Origin of the sequence: Aquimarina latercula DSM 2041 (assembly GCF_000430645.1) — a bacterium.
Taxonomy (GTDB): Bacteria; Bacteroidota; Bacteroidia; order Flavobacteriales; family Flavobacteriaceae; genus Aquimarina; species Aquimarina latercula.
The window spans coordinates 188699-213920 of sequence record NZ_AUMK01000011.1 but is presented as its reverse complement, the minus strand read 5'-3'; the positions used below and the strand labels follow the sequence as shown (position 1 = coordinate 213920).

The 25222-nt window shown below is 32.7% G+C and carries 23 protein-coding genes; 5 read left to right on the top strand and 18 right to left on the bottom strand.

What is annotated here, in order from left to right; translation table 11 throughout:
* Positions 1-37: 37 nt before the first annotated feature.
* From H526_RS0111360 to mraZ, 5 genes are read right to left on the bottom strand one after another with little or no spacing between them, the layout of a single operon-like run.
* Positions 38-1501, bottom strand: a complete 1464-nt coding sequence (locus H526_RS0111360) for a UDP-N-acetylmuramoyl-L-alanyl-D-glutamate--2,6-diaminopimelate ligase (protein ID WP_027393116.1) — start codon at positions 1499-1501, stop codon at positions 38-40.
* Positions 1498-3438, bottom strand: coding sequence for a penicillin-binding protein (locus tag H526_RS0111355; RefSeq protein WP_081415606.1), 1941 nt, complete (start codon positions 3436-3438; stop codon positions 1498-1500). Before H526_RS0111355 ends, H526_RS0111360 begins: the two co-directional genes overlap by 4 nt.
* A gap of 60 nt (positions 3439-3498) precedes the next feature.
* Positions 3499-3810 (bottom strand): FtsL-like putative cell division protein, encoded by a 312-nt coding sequence (locus H526_RS0111350; protein WP_027393114.1) that lies wholly within the window; start codon positions 3808-3810, stop codon positions 3499-3501.
* A complete protein-coding gene (gene rsmH / locus H526_RS0111345) occupies positions 3807-4703 on the bottom strand; it encodes a 16S rRNA (cytosine(1402)-N(4))-methyltransferase RsmH (RefSeq protein WP_027393113.1) in 897 nt (298 codons plus the stop codon). Before rsmH ends, H526_RS0111350 begins: the two co-directional genes overlap by 4 nt.
* Positions 4690-5160 carry a division/cell wall cluster transcriptional repressor MraZ gene (gene mraZ / locus H526_RS0111340; RefSeq protein ID WP_027393112.1) on the bottom strand — a complete coding sequence of 157 codons (471 nt, stop codon included), beginning with the start codon at positions 5158-5160 and terminating at the stop codon, positions 4690-4692. Before mraZ ends, rsmH begins: the two co-directional genes overlap by 14 nt.
* 304 nt (positions 5161-5464) lie before the next feature.
* On the opposite strand from mraZ, the gene H526_RS0111335 reads away from it, so the two are divergent.
* Both H526_RS0111335 and yihA read left to right on the top strand, forming a co-directional pair.
* The gene (locus tag H526_RS0111335; RefSeq protein WP_027393111.1) at positions 5465-6229 is read left to right on the top strand and encodes an alpha/beta fold hydrolase; all 765 of its coding nucleotides are present in this window, start codon (positions 5465-5467) and stop codon (positions 6227-6229) included.
* Between the two features lie 12 nt (positions 6230-6241).
* Positions 6242-6847, top strand: a complete 606-nt coding sequence (yihA, locus tag H526_RS0111330; RefSeq protein ID WP_027393110.1) for a ribosome biogenesis GTP-binding protein YihA/YsxC — start codon at positions 6242-6244, stop codon at positions 6845-6847.
* On the opposite strand, the gene H526_RS0111325 is transcribed toward yihA, so the two are convergent.
* From H526_RS0111325 to gldB, 3 genes are all read right to left on the bottom strand, one after another.
* Positions 6844-7209: a hypothetical protein gene (locus H526_RS0111325; RefSeq protein WP_027393109.1), complete on the bottom strand. Its 366-nt coding sequence runs from the start codon at positions 7207-7209 to the stop codon at positions 6844-6846. The genes yihA and H526_RS0111325 overlap by 4 nt on opposite strands.
* A 62-nt stretch (positions 7210-7271) precedes the next feature.
* On the bottom strand, positions 7272-7610 hold the full coding sequence (gene gldC / locus H526_RS0111320; protein WP_027393108.1) for a gliding motility protein GldC: 339 nt from the start codon (positions 7608-7610) through the stop codon (positions 7272-7274).
* A complete protein-coding gene (gldB, locus tag H526_RS0111315; protein WP_027393107.1) occupies positions 7610-8578 on the bottom strand; it encodes a gliding motility lipoprotein GldB in 969 nt (322 codons plus the stop codon). The genes gldC and gldB overlap by 1 nt, the downstream gene beginning before the upstream one ends.
* 162 nt (positions 8579-8740) lie before the next feature.
* Here gldB and nadE point away from each other — a divergent pair, with 162 nt between their 5' ends.
* The 3 genes from nadE to H526_RS32560 all read left to right on the top strand — a co-directional run bounded on the left by nadE (position 8741) and on the right by H526_RS32560 (position 10309).
* Positions 8741-9529, top strand: a complete 789-nt coding sequence (nadE, locus tag H526_RS0111310; RefSeq protein ID WP_027393106.1) for an NAD(+) synthase — start codon at positions 8741-8743, stop codon at positions 9527-9529.
* A 145-nt stretch (positions 9530-9674) separates the two neighbouring features.
* Positions 9675-10031: a response regulator gene (locus H526_RS32565; RefSeq protein ID WP_342667685.1), complete on the top strand. Its 357-nt coding sequence runs from the start codon at positions 9675-9677 to the stop codon at positions 10029-10031.
* A 71-nt stretch (positions 10032-10102) separates the two neighbouring features.
* Entirely contained in the window at positions 10103-10309 is a 207-nt protein-coding gene (locus tag H526_RS32560) for a response regulator transcription factor (protein WP_342667684.1), read from the top strand.
* Here H526_RS32560 and dnaG read toward each other — a convergent pair.
* From dnaG to queA, 10 genes are all read right to left on the bottom strand, one after another.
* On the bottom strand, positions 10306-12267 hold the full coding sequence (gene dnaG / locus H526_RS0111300) for a DNA primase (RefSeq protein WP_027393105.1): 1962 nt from the start codon (positions 12265-12267) through the stop codon (positions 10306-10308). The genes H526_RS32560 and dnaG overlap by 4 nt on opposite strands.
* Before the next feature lie 138 nt (positions 12268-12405).
* On the bottom strand, positions 12406-15696 hold the full coding sequence (locus H526_RS31480) for a fibronectin type III domain-containing protein (RefSeq protein WP_155839669.1): 3291 nt from the start codon (positions 15694-15696) through the stop codon (positions 12406-12408).
* A 527-nt stretch (positions 15697-16223) separates the two neighbouring features.
* The gene (locus H526_RS0111290; RefSeq protein WP_027393104.1) at positions 16224-17291 is read right to left on the bottom strand and encodes a hypothetical protein; all 1068 of its coding nucleotides are present in this window, start codon (positions 17289-17291) and stop codon (positions 16224-16226) included.
* A gap of 76 nt (positions 17292-17367) precedes the next feature.
* On the bottom strand, positions 17368-18210 hold the full coding sequence (locus H526_RS30840) for a hypothetical protein (RefSeq protein WP_027393103.1): 843 nt from the start codon (positions 18208-18210) through the stop codon (positions 17368-17370).
* A complete protein-coding gene (locus tag H526_RS0111280) occupies positions 18191-18760 on the bottom strand; it encodes an RNA polymerase sigma factor (RefSeq protein WP_027393102.1) in 570 nt (189 codons plus the stop codon). Before H526_RS0111280 ends, H526_RS30840 begins: the two co-directional genes overlap by 20 nt.
* Positions 18761-18848: 88 nt before the next feature.
* Positions 18849-20417, bottom strand: a complete 1569-nt coding sequence (locus H526_RS0111275) for a S41 family peptidase (RefSeq protein WP_027393101.1) — start codon at positions 20415-20417, stop codon at positions 18849-18851.
* A 183-nt stretch (positions 20418-20600) separates the two neighbouring features.
* Positions 20601-21578 carry a polyprenyl synthetase family protein gene (locus tag H526_RS0111270; protein WP_027393100.1) on the bottom strand — a complete coding sequence of 326 codons (978 nt, stop codon included), beginning with the start codon at positions 21576-21578 and terminating at the stop codon, positions 20601-20603.
* 100 nt (positions 21579-21678) lie between these two features.
* On the bottom strand, positions 21679-22719 hold the full coding sequence (gene rlmN, locus H526_RS0111265; RefSeq protein WP_027393099.1) for a dual-specificity RNA methyltransferase RlmN: 1041 nt from the start codon (positions 22717-22719) through the stop codon (positions 21679-21681).
* Positions 22720-22802: 83 nt separating this feature from the next.
* Positions 22803-23774: a chalcone isomerase family protein gene (locus H526_RS30835; protein ID WP_051336115.1), complete on the bottom strand. Its 972-nt coding sequence runs from the start codon at positions 23772-23774 to the stop codon at positions 22803-22805.
* 355 nt (positions 23775-24129) lie between these two features.
* Complete coding sequence (queA, locus tag H526_RS0111255; protein ID WP_027393098.1) at positions 24130-25179, bottom strand: tRNA preQ1(34) S-adenosylmethionine ribosyltransferase-isomerase QueA; 1050 nt, start codon at positions 25177-25179, stop codon at positions 24130-24132.
* Positions 25180-25222 lie beyond the last annotated feature (43 nt).

Here is a 25222-nt window from a genome sequence, read left to right as displayed (position 1 = left end):
ACCCTAATTCAAATCAGACTTAATGCAAAGGATTTATTTATTTTCCTATTTTTTTTAGTTCTTCTTTTACTATTTCGAAATCATTAAAATCTATCCGTTCTCCATTAGTTTCCTGATAGGTTTCATGACCTTTTCCTGCTATTAAAATAATATCATTCTCTTCGGCAAACTGACAAGCAGTTCTTATTGCTTGTTTTCTATCGGAAATAGATATTATTTTTTTATAATTCTGCGGCTCAACTCCCTTTTCTATATCTTCTATAATCTGCTCAGGATTCTCCGTTCTAGGATTATCACTAGTAAAAACAACCTTATTACTTAATGTTGTAGCGATATTACCCATTACTGGTCTCTTTCCTTTATCTCTATCTCCTCCACAACCTACTACCGTAATCAAAGTTTCGTTATTAGTACGGATGTCATTGATAGTCTCCAAAACATTTTTAAGCGCATCTGGAGTATGAGCATAATCTACTATAGCTGTAATTTTTTTACTAGAAATCAAATATTGAAATCTACCACTAACACTCTCTAGATCACTTAATAACTGTAGAGTCTCCAATGTTTCTAACCCTAGCAATTCTGCTGTTCCAAAAATTGCAAGAAGATTATATGCATTAAAGCTTCCTATTAGTTTCGTCCAAACATCATTATCATTTATTTTTAACAACAATCCTCCAAGACTATTTTCAAGAATCTGCCCTCTAAAATCCGCATAGGATTTAAGAGCATAAGTATATTGTTTTGCTTTTGTGTTTTGAAGCATGAAGCTTCCATTCTTATCATCCTTATTAGTTAAAGCAAATGCTTTGTTACTTAACTCATCAAAAAATACTTTCTTCACATCTCTATATTCTTTGAAAGTATTGTGGTAATCCAGGTGATCATGTGAAAGGTTTGTAAATACTCCTCCTTCGAAAACCAATCCAGATGTACGTTTTTGATCAATTCCATGAGAACTTACCTCCATAAAACAATACTCAACTCCAGTATCATTCATTTCCTTTAAATATTTATTGATAGTCAAAGAATCCGGCGTAGTATGTGTCGCTTTATATGGGGTATCATCTACTAAAATTTTTACCGTAGACAAGAGACCAACTTTATAACCTGCTTTCTTAAAAAGCTGATACAATAATGTAGCAATAGTTGTTTTTCCATTAGTTCCCGTTACTCCAACAAGTTTTAAATTTTCTGAAGGAGATCCATAATAATTAGCAGCAATAATAGCAAGTGCCTTTTGAGCGTCTTCTACTTGAACATACACCAAACCATCTACCAAAAATTCCGGCATGGTTTCGCATACAATAGCAATAGCTCCTTGATTGATTGCTTTCTCTATATAATCATGACCATCTAAAACAGTTCCTTTAATTGCTACAAAAACATCGTCATGTTCAATTCTTCTAGAATCAAATTCTACCTTATTAATACTCGTTGCTGTGTTTCCAACAACGGCATTCATAGAAACTTTATATAAAATATCTTTTAATTCGATCACGATAATTCTACCCTAATAGTTTGATTTATTTTTACTTTAGTGCCTGGTTCAATTGATTGACTTTTCACTTTACCAGAGCCTTTTACCTCTACTTTTAATCCCATATTTTCTAAAAGAGAAATTACATCCATCGCCGGCATTCCTTTTAAATTTGGCATTATGGTTTTATACTTTCTTGCTTTCTGAAAGTACTCCTCATAACTCTCAGATATCTCTTCACTTTCTACGATATTAGCAGAAACTTCATCAATTACAGGTATATCATTATACACTTTTAAAGCAATGGTTTTAAATACAGGCGCTGCCACTATATTTCCGTAATACCCTTTTTCTTTATTTGGTTTATGAATAACCACAATACAAGAATATCTAGGATCATCTGCTGGAAAATATCCAGCGAAAGAAGATATATATTCTCTTTCCTTATCTTTTCCATAATTACCCCAACAAGTCCCTGTTTTTCCAGCTATCTGAAAACTCTCTGTATGTATATTATCAGCAGTTCCTCTCACTACAACATTCCTCATCATCTCCTGAACAATCTTTGCTGTTTCTTTAGAACATATTGCTGAGTTAAGAACTTCCTTATCAAATCTTTCTTTGGTTTTATCCCAAGCTTTTACTTCTTTTATAAACCTAGGTTTCACCATCTCTCCGTCATTTGCAATAGCATTATAAAAAGCTAATGTTTGCAGAGGAGTTACAGCTACTCCATATCCATGAGCCATCCAAGGCAATGTAGTACCGTACCAATCTTTATCACCTGGATATGGAATCTTTGGCTTACCTTCTCCTTTAATAGATAGTCCCAATGTTTTATGTAATCCCATATTCATTAATCGGTTTACAAATTTCTTTGGATCATCTTTATAATTTGCATCTATAATCTTAGCAAAAGCTGTATTGGATGATAATTCAAATGCTTTTGCAGCTGATATCTTACCATACCCTCCCCATTTAGAATCTTTTACAACTCTATCATAAAACTTAACACGACCATTCTCTGTATCTACTATATAACTAGAATCAATAACCTTATCCTCTAAGGCTGCTACCATTGCCATCAACTTAAAGGTAGAACCTGGTTCGTGTGATTCTCCAACCGCATAATTCAGCTTCTCATAGTACTTCCCAGATTTTGTTCGTCCGAGATTAGAGATTGCTTTAATCTCTCCTGTTCTTGTTTCCATAACAACTACAGTTCCATGCTCCGCTTCGAATTTCTCTAATTGAGCCAACAAGGCATGGTGAGTAATATCCTGAACATTAACATCAATTGTCGAAATCACATCATACCCATCTTGAGGTTCCACTTCATTAGCATCACCAATAGGTTTCCATTGATTTTTTGCTATTTTTTGCTTTTTACGCTTCCCTTCTTTCCCTCTTAAAAACGGACCGTATGCACCCTCTAATCCAACTCTAGTATAATACCCTTGCTCATCTTGGCGCTCATAACCTACCGTTCGTTCTGCTATTTTTCCAATCGGATGTTCACGAATCGTGCGTTGTTCTACAATAAGCCCTCCTCTATTAGCCCCATATTTAAAGAGAGGAAAACCTTTAACTCTTATGTATTGAGAATATCCTAAATTTCTTTTTATTAAAAAATATCTATTCTTATTATCTCTTGCTCTTCTTAATTTATCATCATAATATTCTGATGATCTTCCAAACTCTTTTGCTAATGCTATAGACAACTCCTTAATATTCTCTCTAAAATCCTTATCCGTAACCGTTACAGCATCAAATCTAATATCATACTTAGGTACTGATGTAGCTAATAAATTACCTTTACTATCATATAAGTTACCGCGATTAGCAGGTATATCAAATGTTCTAAAAACACGCTCCTCTGCTTTTGCACGATACATATCCCCTTCTACAAATTGTGTTTTCACAAGCTTTACCAAAACCAAAATTGCGAAGATGAACATACACCCCGAAATGAAGTATAATCTATTTAATATGTTCTTATCCTTTACTGCCAAAACAACTTACTTTTTTACTATTATTTTTTGTGGTGGTTTCGTTGGTCTTTTAATTCCTTTTTTTGTCATTTTTTCGATTACAGAAGATTCCATTTTTAACTGCATCAATTCTGTTCGTCCATCTACAAATTGCGTTCTTAACTCCCTAACTTCATTATTAAGTTTTGCAATCTCATGAACTTTACTTTCTGCATTATGCGAACTAGCAATCATAATAATTGCCAAAAACGACAAAAAGAGTAGCATACGCCAATTCTTCATCGCATCATCAGCAATAAGAAATTTTCCTTTTAATATATCGTATACCGTTTGCTTCAAATCTTTTCTGCTATTCTTAGTTTAGCACTTCGCGCTCTATTATTTATTTTAATTTCTTCTTCATTTGGAACAATCAAACCTCCTACTTTCTTAAAAGGAACTGACACATTACCATACAAATCCTTTTCTGGTTCTCCCTCAAATAATCCGCTTCTGATATACCTCTTTACTAATCTATCTTCTAAAGAATGATATGATATCAAACTTATTCTTCCTCCTTTACCTAATACTTCTTCCGTTTGTATAAGAAACTCCTTAAGAACCTCTATTTCTTGATTTACTTCTATTCTTATAGCCTGATATATCTGTGCTAAAATCTTATGTTCTTTATGTCTAACCATAAAAGGTTTCAACACCTCTTTTAGCTCCGCACTAGTTTTAATCGGTTTATCGTTCCTAGAATTAACAATTGCTCTAGCTAGTTTAGGAGCATTTCTTAATTCTCCATACTGCAAAAACATTTTTCTTAAGTCTGATTCATCATATTCATTAATCACATGATAAGCCGATAATTCGCCATCTTGATTCATCCTCATATCCAAGTCAGCTTCAAATCTGGTAGAAAATCCTCTTTCTGCAACATCAAACTGATGAGAGGAAACTCCAAAATCCCCTAAGATTCCATCTGCTTTTTTAACCCCATAAAAACGCAGAAAACGTTTAATGAACCTGAAATTCTCATTAATTAAAACAAATCTATCATCATCGATTGCATTTAGTAACGCATCTTTATCTTGATCAAAAGCATATAATTTACCATTTACTCCTAATCTCTTTAAAATCTCTCTAGAATGTCCTCCTCCCCCAAAGGTGACATCCACATATACACCATCTGGTTTTATCGCAAGACCATCAACGGTTTCTTTTAGTAAAACCGGGTTATGATATTCCATCTGTTTCATCATCTAATCCCATTACTTCTTCTGCGAGATCTGCAAAATCAACAGCGGTATCATCTATCACTTTTTCATATTGAGTTTTATCCCATATCTCAATAATATTGACAGCAGATGACAACACTAACTCCTTAGTAATCCCAGCAAAACTGACTAAATCCTTTGGTATCAAAAGGCGCCCTGTTGAATCTATTTCAACAACTTTAACTCCTGCCGTAAACCTTCGGATGAAATCATTATTTTTCTTTTTGAAGCGGTTTAACTTATTCATCTTTTGCATCAGAAGATTCCATTCTTCCATCGGATACAATTCTAAGCAAGGCTGAAAAACAGCTCTTTTTAGCACAAACCCCTCCTGCAAAACAGGTGAAAGTTGTTTTTTAAAAGCTGCAGGTATCATCAGACGCCCCTTAGCATCTGCTTTACATTCGTATGTACCTATAAGATTTACCACTTTTTCTTTCTTACCTCTATAATTAGTCAAATATATTGAAAAATTTACCACTTTTTACCACAATCTACCACATTGTTAATAAGTTGTCATCAAAAACCAGTCAAAGAAGCATGGATCAACATTAATATTTTGTTAATCAACAGAATATTCTTTTAGCTATAAAATCTTGGTTTTGACGTATTCAGGATCAAAAAAAATGACCGATTAAAAAAAACTAAAAAAATCATATCGCACTATTGATAAAAAATCTTCAAACTAATTATGAAAATGCTATATTTGCTTTTAATTCTTGTAAGAACTATTAATGAAGCACGAATTAAAAAAAGACGGAAAATTTAGTTATCTGGAACTCGGAGAAGGCACGCCAATAGTTATTTTACATGGACTTATGGGCGGTTTAAGTAACTTTGATGGTGTAAGTAATTATTTTCCAGAAAATGGATACAAAGTATTGATACCAGAACTTCCTTTGTATGAAATGCCGTTGATAAAAACCAGCGTAGGTACTTTTGCTAAATACCTTAAAGATTTTATCGATCAACTTGGATACAAAGAAGTAATTCTTTTAGGAAATTCTCTTGGGGGACATATAGGATTATTATGTACTAAGATGTTTCCTGAAAAAGTTAAAGCTTTGGTAATTACAGGGAGCTCAGGTCTATATGAAAGTGCCATGGGAGAAAGTTATCCTAAGCGTGGTGACTATGAATACATTAAAGCTAAGGCAGAAAATGTTTTTTATGACCCTGCAATCGCTACCAAAGAAATTGTTGATGAAGTGTACGCAACAGTTAATGATAGAAATAAGTTAATTAGAACACTTGCTATTGCAAAAAGTGCTATTAGACACAATATGGCTAAAGATCTTCCTAATATGAAGACGCCAACATGTATCATATGGGGTAAAAACGATAATGTTACTCCTCCAGAAGTTGCAGACGATTTCAATAGACTATTACCAGATTCTGACCTTTACTGGATTGACAAGTGTGGACATGCCGCTATGATGGAACACCCTGAGGAATTTAACACTCTATTACATTCCTGGCTTAAAGAACGTAATTTCTAAGCAACAAAATTTATGAAGATTAGCAGTGCTGAATTTGTAATGAGTAACAGCGATGTAGCGAAATGTCCTAAAAACAATTTGCCAGAGTATGCCTTTATAGGAAGATCAAATGTTGGTAAATCCTCTTTAATTAACATGCTAACCAGTCGAAAAAGTCTAGCAAAAACTTCTGGTCGACCCGGAAAAACTCAATTAATAAATCATTTTCTAATTAATAAAAATTGGTTTTTGGTAGATTTACCAGGATATGGCTACGCAAGAGTTTCTAAATCATCTAAAAAAGTATTTCAGAAGTTTATTACTGCATATTTTTCTAAAAGAACGCAACTAGTATCTGCATTCGTATTAATAGATTCGAGACATGAGCCACAAAAAATTGATTTAGAATTTATGCAGTGGCTTGGAGAGAATCAAATTCCTTTTTCCATAATTTTTACTAAAGCTGATAAACTCACAAAAACTAAGTTACCAAGCAATATTGAAGCGTACAAAAATGAAATGTTACAATATTGGGAAGAAATGCCTAATTATTTTATCACCTCCTCTTCATCTGGACTTGGCAAAGAAGAAGTACTAAATTACATAGAAGAAATCAATCAGCAAGTCGCTAAATCTTAGATTAGCTTAACACTAAGAATTTCTATTAGATCTTCTACCGATTTAATAGATTTTAATTCTTCGGATTTAACCAGAATTTCTAATCCACTCTTTTTTTGCTCTAAGATTACCGGAAATATAAGCTCTTGGTATTTAGGTTTTTTATGCTTTTTCAAAAATTCATTTTTATATGAAAAAATCATTGTATTTGAAGATTTCTCTCTAAATACTTTCCAGACTTTCTTTTCCAAAAAATTCCCATGAGTCAAATTACAAAGGTCACAAGAATACGTGGATGGGCTTATTATCTTATGAGCAAAATCCAAATATTTATTCCAACTACTGGAATCCGCATTATAAACGAATAAAATTGTCCTTTTCAAAATCAATATTTCATCTATTCATGATAGCAGCAGGCCAATCAAACTCACTGAACACACAAAAATTACTTTTGTTTAAGCTCTAGTTTCTCTGCAAAATAATCACAGAAATCTTTCATTGTAGCTGACATTTTTTCGTCTTGTGTCGCTCTATTAAAAGTTTCACTCATAGAAACTAATGTCTGATGAAAAAATACTTTCATTTCATCCACAGGCATATCTTTTGTCCACAAATCAATACGAAGACTTTCTTTATTTTTATTATCCCATACTGATAATAACATAGCCTTAGTTTCTTCATTCTCTATCCCTCCATCCTTTGCGGTCCAATTTAGTTTTTCCGGAACTTTATTCTCATCAAGTTCTATTTCAATTTTGATTTCGGATTTATGCGTGTTTGCCATTATCTTGCAGGTTTATATTTAGAAGCGTTAAAAATTGTTTCGGCGTCTGTTAGTAATAATTGACGCAAAGATACATTGTTATTTTTCATATATGAACTAACAATCTTCCAACCTATATACTGACCAACCCTATCTGGTGCTTCTTGATCAATTTCCTCCAAATAAAACTTAGAAAAAGGTCCTGGATATAGAAATCGAGGTAGAAGATCTGCCTCTGTACTATATAATAATTGACGATCAATAAAGTACCTCCAAATTTCTTCTTCATTTGCTTCTATCCAAGCAAACTGATCATCTTTATACGCCATTTTCTCGCTATCCTCAAAATCCGGCAAAAACAGGTCTTTCAGATACATTTCTTTCCCATAATATATCATATTTGCTAAAAAAGTTCTGTTTCTAGGAAATTCTACTAATTGTCGAGCATAGATTGTAGCCACATCAGGTAAAATCTGAATTCTAACAAAACGATCCTTTAAATATGCCTGAATACCGCTATAAAAATAATGATCTGATCCTAAATAAGTATCAAGAGAAATAATCAATAAATTATCTGACAATATTACTTTACGCTGGTAATCTACATTAGAGGTAACAGTAATAACCCTAGGCACTGTAACTTCTGGGAAATAATATTTTATATGCTGCAATAGCGATTTTAGTTCCTCTTGCTCATTTGTGAAGTTACTGAACTTCTTTTCTACTTCTCGATTAATCTCTAATTGCAACGTATCCTTAGTCTTCTGTATCCAAATACTATCGTCATATTTTTCTGGAAATAAAAAGGGATATTTAGACTTTACATCTGCTAAATTCTCAGGTGTTACATCCGCAAAAACTCTGTCAAAACGTTCAATTCCAATTTCTACAGGTATTTTTGCTATCTCTTCTTCTATTTTATTTTCATCAGCACAAGACCATATTATGCAAAAAATCACTATTATTTTTAAAAATTTACTATACTTCATTCAAATATTATAATATCTATATAAATAATTACTCTTACTCTTTAACGCTAGCTTTTTTTATTAATTTTATAACCACAAATGTACTATTATCAAATTAGGTTTTATACACTAGTAATAGTTTAAAGACATATCATCTTAATAAAGAATTAAAAAATATAAAATATGCAAACTGAAAAAGTAATTGATCACATTGTAAATTGGCTTAAGGATTATGCTACGAATGCAAATATCAATGGTTTTGTTGTAGGAATAAGTGGTGGAATTGACAGCGCAGTTACCTCTTCTTTATGCGCCAAAACGGGTCTTAATGTATTATGTGTAGAAATGCCTATACACCAGGCTCAAAGTCAAGTAAATCGTGCACAGGAACACATTTCTCAGTTAAAAACTCGTTTTAATAAAGTATCCGATACACGAGTTGACCTTACACCCGTATTTGAAGGGTTTAAAAAATCTGTTCCGGAAGGTGATTCTGAAAGCCGGTTAAACCTTTCTTTAGCTAACACCAGAGCCAGATTAAGAATGACCACATTATACTATTTAGCAGGTCTAAATAGCTACTTGGTTGCGGGTACTGGAAATAAAGTTGAAGATTTTGGTGTTGGTTTTTATACTAAATATGGTGATGGTGGCGTTGATATAAGTCCAATAGCAGATTTATTAAAGAGCGAAGTTTATGAATTAGCAAAGGTATTAGAAGTACCGGAATCGATACAAACTGCTACTCCTACAGATGGTTTATTTGGAGATAGTAGAAGTGATGAAGATCAGATTGGAGCAAGTTACGACGAACTGGAATGGGCTATGAAAATGAAGGATTTAGGTAAGAAAAGTGATGATTTTTCTGACCGAGAGCAAGAAGTTTTCAAGATTTATTCTCGTCTAAATACGGTAAATCAACATAAAATGATACCGATTCCTGTCTGTGAAATACCCGTTAATCTGATTTAATTAACGCTTTATCGATAACTTCATAAAAACAAGTTTACGACTGGTAGTTCTTATTAATTTTGCATGGAAAACAAATATCAGAATTACCCCTAGAGATGTTAACCCTTTAAAACAAAAAATTAACATTTATCAATTGTAAACAAGAATGACAAACGTACTAATCGCAGATCATCATCCTATTACTAGAAAAGGGATCGTTTCTTTACTTAGGAACTCTGAAGATTTTGAAATCATCGGAAAAGTAAGTAATGGAAATGAAATGTATGATATTTTGAAATCTAATACTCCAGATATTTTAATCATGGAATTAGACTTGCCGCAGATCAATGGCATTATGGCATTGCGAACCATAAAAAAAGAATTCACAGGAATTAAAGTTATAATTTTTAGCTCTCACCCTGAAGAAATGTACGCACTAAGTGTGCTATTAAAGCAGGTGCTTCTGCATATTTATCAAAAACCGTTGCTACAAAAACGCTTAAAAAAGCTATCGAACGTGTAGCGCGTGGTGGTATTTATCTTAATGACAACTTAACTCAGCAGTTGGCGAATGGGAACACCAACGAAAATAACATGGTTGTTAAATACAAAAAGCTTTCTTCTCGAGAAATAGAAGTTTTAAATCTATTATCCTCAGGAAAGCGTAATAAGGATATTGCCAGTACTTTATCTATTAATGAAAAAACGGTAAGTACATACAAAACAAGATTATTAAAGAAACTTAAAGTAGACAATCTAGCTGATTTAATCCATCAATCTAGATTACTACATATCAATTAGATAACTCTATTAAGTTTTCGGTATAATAGTCTTCTTAGAGTATAATAATTATTTATATCCTCTAGGATGTTCCTATTATCTTCAAAATTTTGAGCTTTCACTTCTTGTGAAAGCTCATTTATTTTTTTATTTATTAAGTATCTGCGTAAATTCAGGATTGTATCTGACACATATTGAGAAACAGAATGTTCTTTTTTCTTAACATGTATCTCCATATCCGACCATCTATGAAGTGCATGGCGTTCTTCGTCCATCATAATCTCCGTAATTTCATAAGCTACTTCTGGAGGTATTTGATTTATAAAATGATCAATCTTAAAATTTTCTTGCTGATTTAATTGATCTATTAATATTCTATACACTTCTTTAAAAGTGCTTTGAGTAAACTCAATTTCATCTTCTTGAAGATCCAAGTATATTTTCTCAAAAACTTTGGTAGTGTATAATTCTGGTTCTAAAAACAACTCTCCCTCATCATTTTCTTTCATCACTAAATCCTCAAATTCCTCTTCATTAGTGCCATATAATAGTAGGATTTCAATAATTTTTTTCTCTAAACCATTTTGCTCATTAATCTTAGGTTGTTGCTGAGTTTGCTGTTTTACAACTTCTAAAGGTTTCTCGGACTGCTTCTGCTGTTTTCGTTGATCTTTGATATCAACATTTCTGAGTTGAGCTAAAGTATCAAATAACACATCTTCTGAGATATCCATAATGCGAGAACACTCTTGCACATAAATTTCTCTTTTAATTACGTCAGGAATTTTAGAAATACTAACAACCATATCCCTTACCAATTCTGCTTTCTTAATCGGATCTGTTTTAGATTCTTCCTGAAGCAATGAAGCTTTAAACCTAATAAAATCTTGAGCATTTTCCTGAAGATAAATAGTCAACTCCTCCAAAGTATTCTGTTTCGCAAAACTATCAGGATCCTCGCCATCAGGAAAGCTACAAACTTTCACATTCATCCCTTGTTCTAGAATCAAATCGATACCTCTGATTGATGCACGCATACCAGCAGCATCACCATCAAATAAAACTGTAATATTTTTAGTAAGTCTATTTATTAATCTGATTTGATCCGAAGTCAGGGCTGTTCCAGATGAAGAAACAACATTCTTCACTCCTGTTTGATGAAACTGAATTACATCAGTATACCCTTCTACAAGAAAACAATTATCTTCTTTTGCTATCGATTGTTTTGCATGGTAGATACCATAAAGCACCTTACTTTTATGATAAATATCACTCTCAGGAGAATTTAAATATTTTGCGGCTTTTTTCTCGTTGGTTAAGATCCGCCCTCCAAAACCTAATACTCGACCAGACATAGACTGAATAGGAAACATAACTCTTCCCTTAAATCGATCAAATTGTTTTTCTTCCTTAATTATAGTGAGCCCAGTTTTTTCCAAAAACTCGAGCTTATATCCTTTTCTTATAGCTTCAGAAGTAAAAGCATCCCAGGTATCAGGAGAATATCCTAGGCCAAACTTTTGTATAGTTTCAGTCGTAAATCCTCTTTCTTTAAAATAAGATAATCCTATAGCCTTACCTTGTTCTGATTTATGTAAAATATTCTGGAAGAAAGTATTAGCAAATTCACTAACAAGATACATACTTTCTCTTTCATTAGCTTGTTCTTTTTGCTCATCAGTTTGCTCTGTCTCCTCTATTTCTATATTATATTTTTTAGCCAAGTATTTTATAGCTTCAGGGTAGGTAAAATGCTCATGTTCCATAAGAAATGCAACGACATTACCACCTTTTCCACTCGAAAAATCCTTCCATATTTGTTTAACAGGCGATACCATAAAAGAAGGTGTTCGCTCTTCACTAAAAGGACTCAATCCTTTAAAGTTACTACCCGATTTTTTTAGCTGAACAAAATCCCCTATCACTTCTTCTAATCGTGCAGTTTCAAATACAGCATCTATGGTTGATTTATGAATCATTAAGTAAAAAACATAACGTTATATAGCCAACAAAAATAACATAATTAATAGATTCATTCCTTTCTAATAATATAAACAAAGAGGCTGCCTTAAAAAAGACAGCCTCCTTGTGGCTAAATTATATTTTTAAATAATTTATTATTCAGCAACAACAAACTTTCTAGTTATCTCTAATTCTTCTTTATTAGAAACAAAACGAATAAAATATGTCCCTGAAGCTAAGTTACTTATATCAATTTGCTTTTGAGTTCCTTGGTTAGAAATTTCTTTCACCAATTGACCATACATAGAAAATATCTTAACATTATCGATTGATCTATTCCCTGTAGCTACATTAAGAGTTCCTGTAGCAGGAATAGGATAAATTTTGAAAGCATCAGCGTCTTCTGATCTAAGATCACTTAATGGATAAGTATCTATTCTAGCTCCTGATCCTTCTACACAGAAATCAGTAGCCTCTGAAGCTGCAAATTCTCCTCCACTTACAATAGTACCAGCATCACTAGATAGTGTATATGAACCGTTTCCAAATCCACAGCAAATTCCATCACCAAATGAATCAGAAATTGTAAATGTGTAGGTACCATTTCCTAAGTCAGAAATAGTCTCAGTAACAGTAGATCCGTCAGGATTAGCAGTAGAATAACTCTCAGAAGCAACCACACTTCCTTCAGAATCTGTTAACGTCCAAGAAGTTTCTTGTGGATAGTTATCAAAAGTAATACTTAAGGTAACATCTCCAGAAACACAATCTCCACCGCCTGTTCCACCATCAGCTGTTACTTGCACATTATCTATTGCTGCATCAGCTCTCCAAGTACCACCAGTAACTCTATTAAATCTTAATTGCACACCTGTACCTGCATAATCAGCTAAATCAATACTAGCAGTTTGCCAAGAATTACCTTGGTTTCCACTTCTTGTCCAAATACTAGCCCAAGTTACACCTTCATCATTACTTGCTTCTACACTAAGAGATCCAAAGTCATTTGCACCAAACATATGATACTGGAATGAGAAAGAAGCAGAAGTAGCTCCTGTAAGATCAAAACAAGGAGATGTTAAAATTGCTTGCTTATTAGGGAACCCTGTACCACTACCTGAAGCTTCTACATATATATAATTAGATCCATCCACAGCACTAGAAGGACCTGTTCTATTTGATGGAGTTCCATTAGCATCTACAGTCCAATCAAGATCATCACCTGAATTTTGTGTCCAATCTCCAAGACCAGCCTCAAAACTTTCTGCGTATGGAGGCAATACACCACCTAAACATCCTGAAGCCGCTGGTGTTGTTACACTCGTTGCATCACTTGCTACAGATTCATTTCCTGCCGCATCTTTTGCTATAACAGTAAATTCATAGGTAGTTTCTGCAGTTAACCCTGTAATTACAACAGTAGTATCAGAAACTGTAGCTACTACTACACCATCTTGTAATACATCATACTCTGCTACACCAACATTATCGGTTGAAGCATCCCAACTAAGCGTTGTTTGACCTGCAGTAGTATTCGAAGCAGTCAAATTCGCAGGAGCAGTTGGAGCTTCCGTATCAGGAGCTTCTGTAGTTACTGATAGCGCTGCACTAGCTGCAGATTCATTTCCTGCAGCATCTTTAGCTACAACAGTAAAGTCATAAGATGTAGATGGTGTTAATCCAGTTATATCTGCAGAAGCCGTAGCAACTGTAGTTACTAAAGTTCCATCTTGAAATACATCATATGCTGTAACTCCGATATTATCTGTAGAAGCATCCCAACTAATTGTTGTAGAAACATCTGTAGTATTAGAAGCCACTAAGTTCGTCGGAACTGTTGGAGCTTCTGTATCTGGAGTGTCTGGTTCTAGCTTAAAGGCAACTACATGACTTCTTCTAACATTAGGAGCTGGCCCTTTCATATATTCACCAATATGCCAGAAGGTCATATCATCCGTAGGATCTATTGTCATTTGAGCATAATCCCCATAACGTCCATCACCTCTGTTATTTTGAGCATCCCCATCAACAACACTTTGTTCCACTAGTGTCATTGTTCCTGAAGGATCACTTGCTAATCGTCCAGTATATCGTATCGATGTAAATACAGTACTACTTACTACTGTATAAGCAAGACCTATATTACCCTGTGCATCTTGTGCTATACTACCACAAAAAGCACTCAAACCATCTGGTTGCACATAAGTACCTTCTTGGAAAATAGTCCATGGTTGACCATCACCAGTTTGTCTTAATTCATACCAACGAATACCTGCAAGACTATCCGTACCATCTAAATCTACTACAAAATTTAGTACAATAGAGTTATGCGTTCCAAAACGTCTATAATTTGTCATATACATCATAGTAGCTTGTAATGCATCTATATCAGGTCCATTGCCTGGTTCATCCAAATTCTGGAAAGACCCACCATCAAATACACTATCAAAAGGTGTAGTATCAATTTCTTGAGGTTGAGAAATAGTTGAATTAGCAATATTTGTCCAATCTACGTCGGTTGTCCATACTTTTATATGATCCTGAGATACTCCTGCCCATGCATCATCTTGTAAATATAAAATTGAATGCCCTACTCCCACTGGTGGTAAGTTAGGACCTGTAGAGTTTGATCCACCTGGGCTATAAAAACCGCTCGTTGAAACGCCTGGCAAAGGAAAACCTACAAATTGAGCATTTGGATCTCCAGCTAACATTAAATCTCTTTCTAAAGCATATACCACTTGACTAGTATCAGCCGAGTTTTGATCTTTATTAGCTGTGATATAATATCCATCACTCCAAATAGATAATTTTTCATAATCCGGAAACGATCCTGTATTAAATCGATAAGTAAACCATCCGTCATTCACTGGATCAGGTCCTTGTCCTATCGCTAGTAAAATACCATTTGGAGTATTACTAAATTCCATAATGATAAATCTATCAGCATAGTTATCATATACCACTATAGGATCTCCTAAAGTTTCGCCAGGAAATAAAGTACCTAAAGATGCTTCTGGCACTAATACATTACCTGATCTATCCAAAATACCAAAACCTGAGTTAAATGCATACACATAATGATTTGGTCCAATAGCACCTGTAGGATCATTTAGTACTGTTCCAATATGAGCATCAAAAGAAGCAACTTGAGTACTAGTAGCGGTTCTGGTAGTGTTATTTTTTTGTCTAGCCATTAAAGGATCATTCTGACCAACGGCCGGTACTCCTTTTCCTGGAACAAAAGTATTAGAGCCTAACCTTTTTGGTGGAGCGGTATGTTCCATTCCTTTCGCAGCAATGATATTATCCATTTTTGACAATGCAGGTACGCTTCTCACGTATTCAGCTTTACCTAACAAGCTGGCTTTTTGGGGGTTTTGTTGAGCTATAAGCCCAAGACTACAAAGCATAAAAAATGCTACATAATAGAATTGTGTTTTCATATCTAAAATTTGGTTAACAGTTACATAGTTATACACCAATTTTTAGCATAAGTAGTATTTCAAAAACTTGTACTTGGGCAAATACAAGCCTGACTGGACTATTAAAAAAACCTTTATAATTTGACTATCAAAAGGGATTCTAAATATATACTATTTAGATTAAGAATAAAAAAAAATACATGTCATAAAATACTTACAATCAATAACTTACTTTAAAACCGTAACGTTTTTAAGGTATATATCTTCATTTTTATATTTAACAGTTAACGATTTATTGTTTATTATTTAACAAAAATAAAACTACTCTACTTTTCATAGTATTTTAATAGAGTATTCTTGACACCCTGCTAAATCTCAATAAAATAACTCACATATTTTTTTAAAAACAAAAAAGAGTTGTGATTACACACAACTCTTTTCCCCATAAAAAACGGTTAACACTTAAAAAATAAATTATAATAAAATTTGCTCTCGTTCTAATTCCAAAATAAAAATTGAATAGAGAACCTTACCGATTATGGTTATTATCAAAGGTCAAAACGCAACCCCAACGACACATTGTTCTGATCAACGGTCGCATTTTTGAATATTGGAGATAAATCATACTTAGCATATATAGACATATCACCAAAACCAATATAGGTACTTAATCCATATATTAAATCGCTAGTATTATAATCTCTTTTTATTTTATCTTTAATTCTATCTCCATCTTCCTTATATTTTAATTTTTGTCTTGTACTAATGTTCGCTCCTACATATCCTCCCAATCCAATTCTAAATTTTCCATGTGTTTCGAACCTTAATTTTTCTTCAGTTTCTACTTTTTTTGAAGCACCAAACTCTAAATGTAAAGGCACTACGATATTATCCATTCTAAATTTAGATTTATCCAACTCCACTCTAAACTCTTCTAATTCCGTTTGATCTCCGTTTTGCACAAAGTATCTATTATCTGTAGGCTTTAACCCGTTAGATTGATATGAAATCCCGTATTTAACCCTCATAAAGTTTGAATTCTTAAAAACCCTTGTTTTCCAAGCTAATCCTATCTCAAAAAACCTACTACCGGCTATTTTATAGTCAGAATCATCCAACGATTGCCCATCGACTATTGCATTATTTAGTCCAAAAGCTACTACTAAATCTGAATATGTTCTTCTATCATATCGTACCTTGGTCTTCTTTCCATTTTTTACATTAATCCCAAATAAAATGTCTCCATCATCTCTATCTTTTGCCCCTATACCAATGGACAATTTGGTTTTACCATTTAAATAATTAGTATCATTTCGTTCTAATAATGCTATTTGATTATCAACAATTACCAATCTATTTTCGATATTTAAAGCATGTTTTTGAGCTGCAATTTCTTTTAACTCTTGCGCTTCTGCTGTAGTTAACTCTCCTTTTACCAATCGCTCGTTAATAGCTTCTACTTCTTTCTTTAAACTCTCTTTTTCCGATAATACTATTTCTTCTTTTTGCTGTTTTAATATTTCTATTTCTTCTGAATTATTTACATCCTGCGCATTTAAAAAATGGACACTAAGTGACATGGTCGTTAACACGACATACATTATTATTGTTCTCATAAAAAATTTGATTTCCACTTACTTTCCCCTCTCAAATTAGAGAGGGAATTAGTAAGAATTGATTGATGAATGTTTATTAATTATCTCTCTCAGCAACGGTTGTTTTTAATTTTTCAAAACCTGTTTTAAGTGCTTCAAAAACACGATTTTTAAAAGACTCATCTAGTTCTGATTCTACGTCTAGAAGCAGAGCTGATGCACTTACCGTATTTGATTTTAAAATTTGTTGTGTTGTGATTTCGAGTTGAGCTTTTCGGAGTAATGCTTCTATCTCTTGATCAGTAACTTTTTTATTATTTTTTTCAAGTTCTTTTATTTGAGCTACCAAACTAGAAACCTTACTTTCTATAAGCTCTGTAGTTATATCCAGCGAATTGCTTTCTTCAGTTAATTTACTATCAATTGTATCTGTTCGCAAGGTTATAGCTTCATTTGTTTTTTCATCAAACATATTTTCTGGAATTACTATTTGGTCACTCTTAGGAGTTTCCTTTTTAACATTCTCATGTTTTTCCGTTCTCTTAGTTTCTTCCTTGTTTAGATCTGCTACAACAATTTCGGTTACTTCTTTTTTAGTTTCTTGTTTATTCTCAATAATATTAGATACTTGTTCGGACTCTATAATCTCCTCTACTACGGCATCTTTTAACATATCTTGGTTAAAATCCTCTTCTGTAACATTAACAAATTGAGGGTTTGATGGTTTTATTTTATTATTAGATCGAATTAGAAATGTGGTTACAATTAATAATCCTACAAAACTAGCTGCAATACCAACCCACCAATATTTTTTAATTTTTTTTTGACCTAGTTGATTATCTAACTTATCCTCTAATTTATCCCAAGACCCGTGAGACGGACGTATTGAACGCTGCTCCAACTTCTCTCGTATACTATCTTCAAATTTTAATGGCGCCATTACTAATCTTATTTTGTTGGTTTAACTTTTGCTGTAACATTTTCCTTGCTTTAAAAAGTTGCGACTTTGATGTACCTTCACTAATTTCAAGCATTTTGGCAATCTCGTTATGTTTATATCCTTCTACAGCATACAATACAAACACCATTTTATATCCTTCTGGCAGACTATCTATCAAATCCTGAATTTGTTCTACTCCTAACTCTATATTTATATTATTCCAAGATTCTTCAGTATGATAAGCAATATCTTCTGTGAAAACTACTTGCTTTTGTTTCCTTAAAAACGATATTGATTCATTTACCATTATCCTTCTTATCCACCCTTCAAAACTTCCTTCGAAATTAAACTGTTTTAAGTTTGTAAATACTTTTAAAAAGCCACTTAACATTACTTCTTCTGCGTGATGAATATCTCTTACATAACGACGACATACTCCCAACATTTTTGCCGAATGTTTTTCATACAACTGATGTTGAGCATCTCTATGCTTATTTGCAGCCTTTTTTATCAGCTGTGTTTCGTTTTTATAAAACTGAATAACTTTCAAAGTAAAATCAATTATTTAAGACTCTCTATTTACATAGACGCAATTAAATTCAAAAAGGTTGTCTGGCTCTAGAAAAAAAATATTTTTTCTAATCAAGCTTTTCGATATCATCTATAATCCACTGTAATTCCTCGTCTTTATCATTTAAAGTTTTTTTGATAGAGATATCCGGCTTAATCCCATAACCATCAGGCTCTATTTGATAAGGTGCATTTATTTTCATTAACCCTACTCTCATATTAATCCTGGAATTAGGCAATTCCACTTTTGCATAAACCCCTGCCACTGTTCCATTATAAGCTCCTCCGGTTTCTTCTCCAACAAACGTAGCTCGCTTAGTTGCTTTTAAATGAGTAGAAAGAATACTACTTGCCGAAAAACTTTCTCCATCAATTAAAACATATACCTTACCACTAAAAGAATTTGGCTTAGGCTTTCTTAATTTACTATACTTAAATTTAAAATAAGCTTCACCATTTTCCTGCTTTACTTTAAACATTTGATATATCCCTAATATAGGTGATAGTATTGTAGCCATGGTTTTTGTTCCCCAAGACTTTGTATGAAAATATGGATATAAAAAACTTAAACGTCCAGTCATTTTGGATTTTTCTATAAACACATATTCTTTATCTGTTAAATAAGAATATAAATCATCAATTTCCGTAAGTCTACCTCCAAGATTACCTCTTAAATCAAGTACTAAATTTCTACATTTCGCAGAATCAATTTTAGCAAAACTCTCTTTATAAAAATCTTTATATCCTCCATTGGTAAAACTTCTAATATTCATATATCCAATTAGTGTATCGGATTCTAAAAACGAAAAATTTCTATTATAATCTTTTGTTTTTTTGTTATATCCATATTTGAAATTTTTCTTCCGCGTCTTCTTTTTAAGTTCTTTAGCTATTCTCCTATCTACTTTACTCCATTTTTCATTTTGAACACTAGTAGAATCTTTTTTGGTTGAAGCTTTAAGTTTATCATAATCCGCATATATATATTTAGAATATAAACTATCTCTTAATTTTAAATGTAACAATATGCTATCATTCTGTTTATGAGTATTTGAATAAAAAAAACCGAAACGACTGCCTACAAACTCCGGCATAAATGTCTTATTAAAACCATCACTGGCGTGTAATTTATTAAAAGAATCAAGCAAATCACTTACATTTTCATTCTCTACTTTAACAACTTCTGACCCTTCTATTATAGTGGTATCACCTTTAAAAAATTTTCTTATAAATAGTTTTTTATCGGATGCTTGAAATGATAAAGAATGAAAAGGTGAAGACCTTTTACCTTTTTCTTTTATCTGTTCTTTAGTTTGTTTTATAGATGGAACATGTATTGATAAATGACCTTGCTTTATGCTGGTAAAAACTGGCGCAAATGAATTATAAAACTCTTTTGTAGTTAGTGGCTCGGTAAACTCACTTTTTAATCTATTTATACTTTCTTCCAACTCTTCTTTAGGCACATACCAATAAACATCTGGGTGTAACTTTACCAGTTTTTTATATGCATAATCAACATCTTCTCTTAAATCAGTAGGGTTGTGAGTTTTATTTATTTGTTGGTTGTATTTCTCTACAGATGCACAACTGGACAATAATAAAATTGAGAGGTATAAAAATAGTTTTTTTTTCATAGATGTTTTTATTTAAAGACAAAGGAACTTTATTCTAAATGATAGACGTCTAAAAGAATAAAAAGGTTGTCCTATTACAAAAAAATGATTAATTGTTAGTATCAAAACCAATACCATAGTCATATTTTTTGGATAAAAAATACGGTAATTACTTGATTTTGGATACTGGAAATTCCGTTTGGATTATTTCTTACGGTCAATAACGTAATTAACCATTAATTGTAAAGAGGATTTATATTCGGATTCTGGATATTCTGAAAGTATAGTCAAAGCCTCTTCTTTAAACTTGTGCATTATTTTTGTAGCATATTCTAATCCTCCACTTATTTTCACAAAATCAATAACTTCTTTTACCCGTTTTTTATTCTTATTATGATTTTTAACAGAGTTAATTAGCCATTTCTTTTTTTCTTTGGAGCAATGATTTAAAGTATAGATTAAAGGCAACGTCATTTTTTGTTCTTTAATATCTATTCCCGTAGGTTTACCTATTGCTGTATCTCCATAATCAAATAAATCGTCTTTTATCTGAAACGCCATACCAATAAGCTCTCCGAACTTTCTCATCTTTTCTACTGAATCAGAATCTGGTTCCACAGAACAAGCACCGACACTACAACATGCTGCGATTAAAGTAGCTGTTTTCTGACGAATAATCTCGTAGTAGATTTCCTCTGTAATATCAAGATTTCTTGCTTTTTCTATTTGTAACAACTCCCCTTCTACAATCTCTCTAACCGCAACAGAAATAATTTTTAGTAAATCAAAATCATCGTTATCAATACAAACTAGCATCCCTTTTGAGAGTAGATAATCACCAATTAGTACAGCTATCTTATTTTTCCAAAGTGCATTTACTGAAAAAAAACCTCTTCTACGATTAGAATCATCAACTACATCATCATGAACAAGACTTGCTGTATGTATAAGTTCTATAACTGAAGCTCCTCGATAAGTCCGTTCTTTAACTTCTCCTCCAGATACCATCTTAGCAACGAGAAAAACAAACATAGGACGCATCTGCTTCCCTTTTCTGTTTACTATATAATGAGTAATTCTATTAAGTAAAGCAACTTTGGAATACATTGATTGAGAAAACTTTTGTTCAAAAAGCTCCATTTCATCAATTATAGGTAATTTTATTTGCTCAACAACTTTCAATCCAAAGTAGATTATTTTGTTTTCTAACTAGTTGCGAAGATAGTACAATCCATAATGAGGGTCAAAACAGTTGATAAATAATTTACAAGGAAGATATATTCTAAGATTTATTTGCCAATTGTCCACAAGCCGCATCAATATCTTTACCTCTACTTCTTCTAACATTTACCACAAAACCCCTAGATTCTAAGGCATTAATATATTGCTCTATAGCAGAATCAGAAGCTTGCTGAAACTCTCCATCATCAATTGGATTATATTCTATCAAATTAACCTTACAAGGGACATAAGAACAGAATTTTAATAAAGCGTTTATATCTTCTTTCCTATCATTTATACCCTTCCAAACAACGTATTCATATGTAATCCTACTTTTCGTTTTCTCATACCAGTACTCTAGTGCTTCTCTTAAATCTGTAAGCGGAAAATTCTCATTAAACGGCATAATAGCAGTTCTAACTTCATCTATAGCCGAGTGCAACGAAACAGCTAACTTAAACCTCACTTCGTCATCAGCCATTTTTTTTATCATTTTTGGCACTCCCGATGTGGAAACAGTAATTCTTTTCGGAGACATTCCTAGTCCTTCTGAAGAAGTAATTTTATCAATTGCCTTAATAACATTATTATAGTTCATCAACGGTTCACCCATCCCCATAAAAACAATGTTCGATAATGGACGGTTGTGATATAATCTACTTTCATTATCTATAGCTACAACCTGATCATAAATCTCGTCTGGATTAAGGTTTCTCATTCTCTTTAGACGCGCAGTAGCACAAAATCTACAATCTAAACTACAACCAACCTGAGAAGAAACGCAGGCAGTAGTTCTGGTAGGCGTAGGAATTAAAACAGATTCTACTACTAATCCATCATGGAGTCTAACGGCATTTTTAATCGTACCATCAGTACTTCGTTGCATTTGATCAACGCTGATATGATTAATAACAAAATTATCTTCGAGTATTTGTCTTGTAGTTTTTGAAATATTAGTCATATTATCAAAACTATGTGCTCCTTTACTCCATAACCATTCGTATACTTGATTCCCGCGAAAAGCTTTATCTCCGCTTTCTACGAAGAACTCGCGCAATTGCTCTTTAGTTAGAGCTCGTATATCTTTTTTTTTTGACTTCATTTATATGCAAAAGTATGTAAAAGATATAGGATCTCTAATAGATCGTAAAACTATTTAAGAATATCACTAGGGGAGATCTAGTATTAGAATTTTACAGTACGAAAATCTTCTCTGTTATCTTTTTTAGATGATTTAATACGTTTCCATTGATGCACTCCACCGCTACCTCGATACTTAACATTAAGCACATCGCTGTCATCTTTATCAATCCAAATCTGACATTCGGATATTTTTCCAGTTCTTATATCAGTAAATTTACCATTAATGTACTTAAATTCACTTTTATTCTTCAAGTGTTTAAGTATAACTAGCCCTTCTACTGGTTGATTTTTATCATCACCTTGACATTCATAACAAACTGCATCTCTTTCTGATTGACGCAACATCTGTTGGATAGAACCAAAAACCTGATTTTTGATCATATATAATTGAACTATATTGATCGCTACTCCAGTTTTTTTATCATATGCTTTCCATTGTCCTAGTACTGGATTGGCGTCATACGTTCCTAATAAATCTTCTTTAAGTTGTACATCAACAGGATTCTCTCCTAACCATATTTTAAAAAGAGCTTGCTTAAACTCTAAACTATTGGTAACAGCTCCAAGTCTTTCTTTGTTTTTATACAAAGTTAGCTTTTGATCTTTTGTATATATAATTTTAAAGATCTCATACTTATTAATTGTTTTAGGAAGAAGTTTGATAAAATCTCTTATTTGATCTTCCATCAAATAGCTGTTTCCATCTGTAGCTCGCTCTAATCCATTTCTAATAATTTCTTTTAAATCATCATTAGTAATATCAGAAATTGTCTTGATGGTAAGTGCCATCGTAGCATCTTTATCGGCTACCATAAGACCATCTTCCACTCCGTCAACTTCGAAATCCAAATATAAACCAATAGTATACAGTTTCTCTCGCTCTCCTGCTCCATTAAGCATTAGCTCATTATTTTCAAATACATCTATATCATTATAGTGAAGATTACCTACCTTGGTTTGAGAAAATGAAAATAAGGTTACAAAAAATAAAACAATGTGTAATATTCTGTTCATAGGTTAATTTTAAATTTACTTAGGGTGCACACAAGAAACGATTAATTTTTCAAAAAAATAGGACCAACAATTAGCCTTATTCATTTTTTCGATAAAAAACCAAATTAATCGACATCTTACTCTTTTTTAAACTACGGTAAAACCGTATTTTTTCAAAAAGCTCCGCAAAATACTTATTTTTTATGAAATAAACATTATAACTGATTAATTTTAAGATTTCTACAATAAATATTTAAATCTATACTTTATGTACTCACAATACAAAATGTAGGATTTACAATACATAAGCAAACAAAAAGGCTCCACTTTTAAACAAAATAAAGTGAAGCCTTTTAGTATACATTTTACAAAAATGTTAGATGATTAACATTGCATCACCATATGAGTAAAACTTATATTTTTCTTTTACAGCTTCTTCATAAGCTTCCTTAATAAAATCATGACCAGCAAAAGCAGACACCATCATTAACAGTGTTGATTTTGGAGTATGAAAGTTTGTGATCATACTATTCGCTATACTAAAATCGTAAGGAGGAAAAATAAACTTATTTGTCCATCCTCTAAATTCATTTAAAGTATTATCTGAAGAAACAGAGCTTTCTAATGCTCTCATAACGGTAGTCCCCACCGCACAAATTCGTTGCTTATTAGCAATTCCATTATTAATAGTCTCTGTTGCACGAGCAGTAACATATGCCTCTTCACTATCCATTTTATGTTTGGATAAATCTTCTACCTCTACCGGGTTAAAAGTACCTAAACCAACATGAAGTGTTATTTCTGCAAAGTCTACTCCTTTTATTTCCAAACGCTTCATTAGATGTTTAGAAAAATGCAATCCAGCGGTTGGAGCTGCTACCGCACCCTCATTTTTTGCATAAATCGTCTGATATCTTTCTTCATCTTCTGGTTCTGCATCTCTTTTGATATATTTTGGCAGAGGAGTTTCTCCTAAGTCCGTCAGTTTTTGTCTAAACTCATCATATGATCCATCATATAAAAAACGAAGTGTTCTTCCTCTAGAAGTAGTATTATCAATAACTTCAGCAACTAAACTTTCATCATCACCAAAGTATAATTTGTTTCCTATTCTGATCTTACGGGCAGGGTCTACCAACACATCCCAAAGACGTGTTTCTGAGTTTAATTCACGTAATAAAAACACCTCAATTCTAGCTCCAGTCTTTTCTTTGTTACCATACAATCTAGCAGGAAAAACTTTAGTATTATTTAAAACCATAACATCATTAGGCTCGAAATAATCTATAAGATCTTTAAACTGTTTATGCTCTATTGTTTGATCCTTTCTATTAAGAACCATTAGACGTGCCTCATCCCTGTTTTCTGAAGGATATTCTGCTAATAGATCTTGTGGAAGGTCAAAATTGAAATGCGATAACTTCATTAGTGTCTGTTTTTTTTGGAGGTGCAAATATACAATCTCGACA

Bases quoted from the DNA above. Each gene is read 5' to 3' on its own strand.
- H526_RS32565 (WP_342667685.1), top strand. From the start codon at position 9,675: ATGACAAACGTACTAATCGCAGATCATCATCCTATTACTAGAAAAGGG.
- H526_RS0111355 (WP_081415606.1), bottom strand. From the start codon at position 3,438: ATGTTCATCTTCGCAATTTTGGTTTTGGTAAAGCTTGTGAAAACACAA.
- dnaG (WP_027393105.1), bottom strand. From the start codon at position 12,267: ATGATTCATAAATCAACCATAGATGCTGTATTTGAAACTGCACGATTA.
- H526_RS32560 (WP_342667684.1), top strand. From the start codon at position 10,103: ATGGTTGTTAAATACAAAAAGCTTTCTTCTCGAGAAATAGAAGTTTTA.
- H526_RS30840 (WP_027393103.1), bottom strand. From the start codon at position 18,210: ATGGCGCCATTAAAATTTGAAGATAGTATACGAGAGAAGTTGGAGCAG.
- rlmN (WP_027393099.1), bottom strand. From the start codon at position 22,719: ATGAAGTCAAAAAAAAAAGATATACGAGCTCTAACTAAAGAGCAATTG.
- gldB (WP_027393107.1), bottom strand. From the start codon at position 8,578: ATGAAGTATAGTAAATTTTTAAAAATAATAGTGATTTTTTGCATAATA.
- yihA (WP_027393110.1), top strand. From the start codon at position 6,242: ATGAAGATTAGCAGTGCTGAATTTGTAATGAGTAACAGCGATGTAGCG.
- H526_RS0111290 (WP_027393104.1), bottom strand. From the start codon at position 17,291: ATGAGAACAATAATAATGTATGTCGTGTTAACGACCATGTCACTTAGT.
- H526_RS0111335 (WP_027393111.1), top strand. From the start codon at position 5,465: ATGAAGCACGAATTAAAAAAAGACGGAAAATTTAGTTATCTGGAACTC.
- H526_RS30835 (WP_051336115.1), bottom strand. From the start codon at position 23,774: ATGAACAGAATATTACACATTGTTTTATTTTTTGTAACCTTATTTTCA.
- H526_RS31480 (WP_155839669.1), bottom strand. From the start codon at position 15,696: ATGAAAACACAATTCTATTATGTAGCATTTTTTATGCTTTGTAGTCTT.
- H526_RS0111275 (WP_027393101.1), bottom strand. From the start codon at position 20,417: ATGAAAAAAAAACTATTTTTATACCTCTCAATTTTATTATTGTCCAGT.
- queA (WP_027393098.1), bottom strand. From the start codon at position 25,179: ATGAAGTTATCGCATTTCAATTTTGACCTTCCACAAGATCTATTAGCA.
- rsmH (WP_027393113.1), bottom strand. From the start codon at position 4,703: ATGGAATATCATAACCCGGTTTTACTAAAAGAAACCGTTGATGGTCTT.
- gldC (WP_027393108.1), bottom strand. From the start codon at position 7,610: ATGGCAAACACGCATAAATCCGAAATCAAAATTGAAATAGAACTTGAT.
- nadE (WP_027393106.1), top strand. From the start codon at position 8,741: ATGCAAACTGAAAAAGTAATTGATCACATTGTAAATTGGCTTAAGGAT.